A 2333-nucleotide genomic window follows, 5' to 3' on the forward strand; every position below is an offset into this window, starting at 1 on the left:
GATGACATGGTGGCGTGGCTGGCCGCGCACTCGACGATCTCGGCGGTCGCCGAGTTCACGCGGGTGGCCTGGCGCACCGTCTCGGCGATCGTGGAGCGGGTCGTCGATGAGCATTTCGCCGGCGTGGACCGTCTGGAAGGGCTGGTCAACATCGGGATCGATGAGATCGCCTACCGCAAGGGACACCGCTACCTGACGGTGGTCATCAACCATGACACCGGGCTGGTCGTGTGGGCGGCCGAGGGCCGCGACAGCGCTACGGTGCGCCGGTTCTTCGACGCGTTGGGGCCCGAGCGCACCGCATGCATCGAGAAGGTTTCTGCTGATGGGGCCGAGTGGATCTGGTCGGTGATCACCGAGCAGGCACCGGAGGCGGTGCAGTGCTTGGACATGTTCCACATGATTCAGTGGGCCGGGTCGATGGTCGACAAGGTTCGTCGCCGTACCCTGGCCGCTCACGGTGGCGGCCTGGCGGGTGCGATGTGGGCGGTCCGCAAAAGCCACGCCGAGCAAACCGCAGATCAGCGTGGTGTGGTCGAGCAGTTGCGCCGCGACAACAGTGACCTGTTTGAGGCGTACATGCTCAAAGAGCAGCTGCGTGATGCGGTTCGCCGGCCTGGGCGGCGTGGGTTGATCGCGTTGAGTGGCGTACAAGTGTGGGCGCGCGATAGTCCGATACCCGAGATCGCCGCGTTGGGGAAAACGTTGGGGCGCTACAACCGGAGAATCCGTAATGCGTTGAAACACAACTTGTCCAACGCGCGTAGCGAAGCCACGAACACCCACCTGAGAGCGTTGACGAAGCGGGCGTACGGATTTCATACACCTGCGGCGTTGATCGCGATGGCCGAACTCACCCGCGGCGGCGCCTGTCCAGAGTTGCCGTGGCTGTAAACCACCCACAAGAACGTCAGGAGATCCCACTTCTCATGACGCCAGTAGTCAGAATCGCGAGCGTGCGCAATCATATCTACCGCATCTCGCACGCGGCCTCGCATTTCCGGGTAACGCACCGCCATGGAGTGTCCCATCGCTTTCACTTCAACCAGTCTTGAAGGGGATGTGGCCTTCGGGATTGCTCTTCGGGCTCCCATCGGCCGGCAAAGACCTGCCATCATGAGGGCAGCCGGGCAGCCACCCAGCACTGGTGTCTCCCGACACGTGGCTGCGCGCCCAAGAAGTGCTCGCCGGCCACAACAAAGCAGGCGAGGACGGACAGGTGCAGTTCGCCGTCGTGCACCAGCTGTTTGCCGCACAGCTCGCCGTCGACACCGACACGCGGATCACGACCAACGAGATAACCGAGACTCCCTGCACCCCGTCCGCCAGCACACCAGAGGCACAATCCGTCGATACCGCGTTCGACATCGGTGGACTCATCCCGACCGAAACCATCCTGCTCGCACCGCGAAACCCGCAGGTCAGGCTATCCACGTACAAGACCGAGCTCGGCGCGCACTTGCGTACGCGCCGAGCTCGACTGACACCGTTGGCGGAGCTACCGAGACGGCTTTCGAACCCTGGATCCGAAGTCACACGGCTACTGAGCTGGTGGCGAGACGGTCACATGCAGCTCCTCGCACAGACAGATAACGTAAGGTGCTGAACCCAGCAAGTTACTGACTCCCGAGGCCCGGCTCCCACATCGCCACAATTAGGTGGTCACCGTACCGCGCATTCCACGATTCATATCCATCGTGATTTGGTTCGACGAAGAAGGAGAACCCACTATCGAGTAGAACAGTCAGCTGATATTCCTCGGTGTAGGCCGCCGAAGTAATCGGACTCTCCATCAACGGTGTTAGCAATTCAACGCGCGGAGACCCCTCTCGTGGATCAACAACGAATCTTTCGCCCGCATTAGTGACACAGACCATGGGGTCCTCAAGGGTGAGGAAATTGTCATTGTTCGTTCTTAGAATAATCGTGTAGCCGCCGTCAATATCGATAACCTTGTCGCCAGCCAGCGGGAGTGGTATGGCTACGCTCATGGTTTCCACCCTTTCGGCAGTGGGAATGACCCGTCGGGCTTGATGGGAATATGTGTCTGGGAGTTACCAGAGGGTTTACCGTCGAGGTCAATCGGCTGGCCATGCCCATTGTAGATCCGCACATATCCGGAGGGATTTCGGCCGTCTGGCTCCATCACGCGCACTGAGTCCGCGTTACCTTTCGCCCCCGGCTTCTGCCATACCCAGCCCTTCCCATTGTCGGAGCGCCTCGGTACCCAATCGCTAGGAACACCGTCGGGACGGTCTAGTGTTCCGCGCCGTTAATTCATTGAATATGTTGTAGGGTTGGGTATGGCACGCACTGGACGCCCAAAAGCCGCT

Annotated in this window: 3 protein-coding genes; 2 read left to right on the forward strand and 1 reads right to left on the reverse strand. The window is 60.7% G+C overall.

Translation table 11 applies throughout. The features are described 5' to 3' along the window. Nucleotides 1-894 (forward strand): ISL3 family transposase (locus ACLQ3C_RS21310; RefSeq protein ID WP_425707093.1); only part of this gene is annotated, 894 nt, incomplete at its 5' end. Nucleotides 895-1147: 253 nt separating this feature from the next. Then, nucleotides 1148-1606, forward strand: coding sequence for a hypothetical protein (locus ACLQ3C_RS21315; protein WP_425707094.1), 459 nt, complete (start codon nt 1148-1150; stop codon nt 1604-1606). Nucleotides 1607-1616: 10 nt separating this feature from the next. Here the strand turns inward: ACLQ3C_RS21315 and ACLQ3C_RS21320 are convergent, their stop codons facing one another. Further along, nucleotides 1617-1991: a DUF6188 family protein gene (locus ACLQ3C_RS21320; RefSeq protein ID WP_425707095.1), complete on the reverse strand. Its 375-nt coding sequence runs from the start codon at nt 1989-1991 to the stop codon at nt 1617-1619. Between the last annotated feature and the right edge of the window lie 342 nt (nt 1992-2333).

Origin of the sequence: Gordonia sp. DT30 (assembly GCF_049844915.1) — a bacterium.
Lineage (GTDB): Bacteria > Actinomycetota > Actinomycetes > Mycobacteriales > Mycobacteriaceae > Gordonia.

Coding starts and splice junctions, on each gene's coding strand:
- ACLQ3C_RS21320 (WP_425707095.1), bottom strand. CDS start 1,991: ATGAGCGTAGCCATACCACTCCCGCTGGCTGGCGACAAGGTTATCGAT.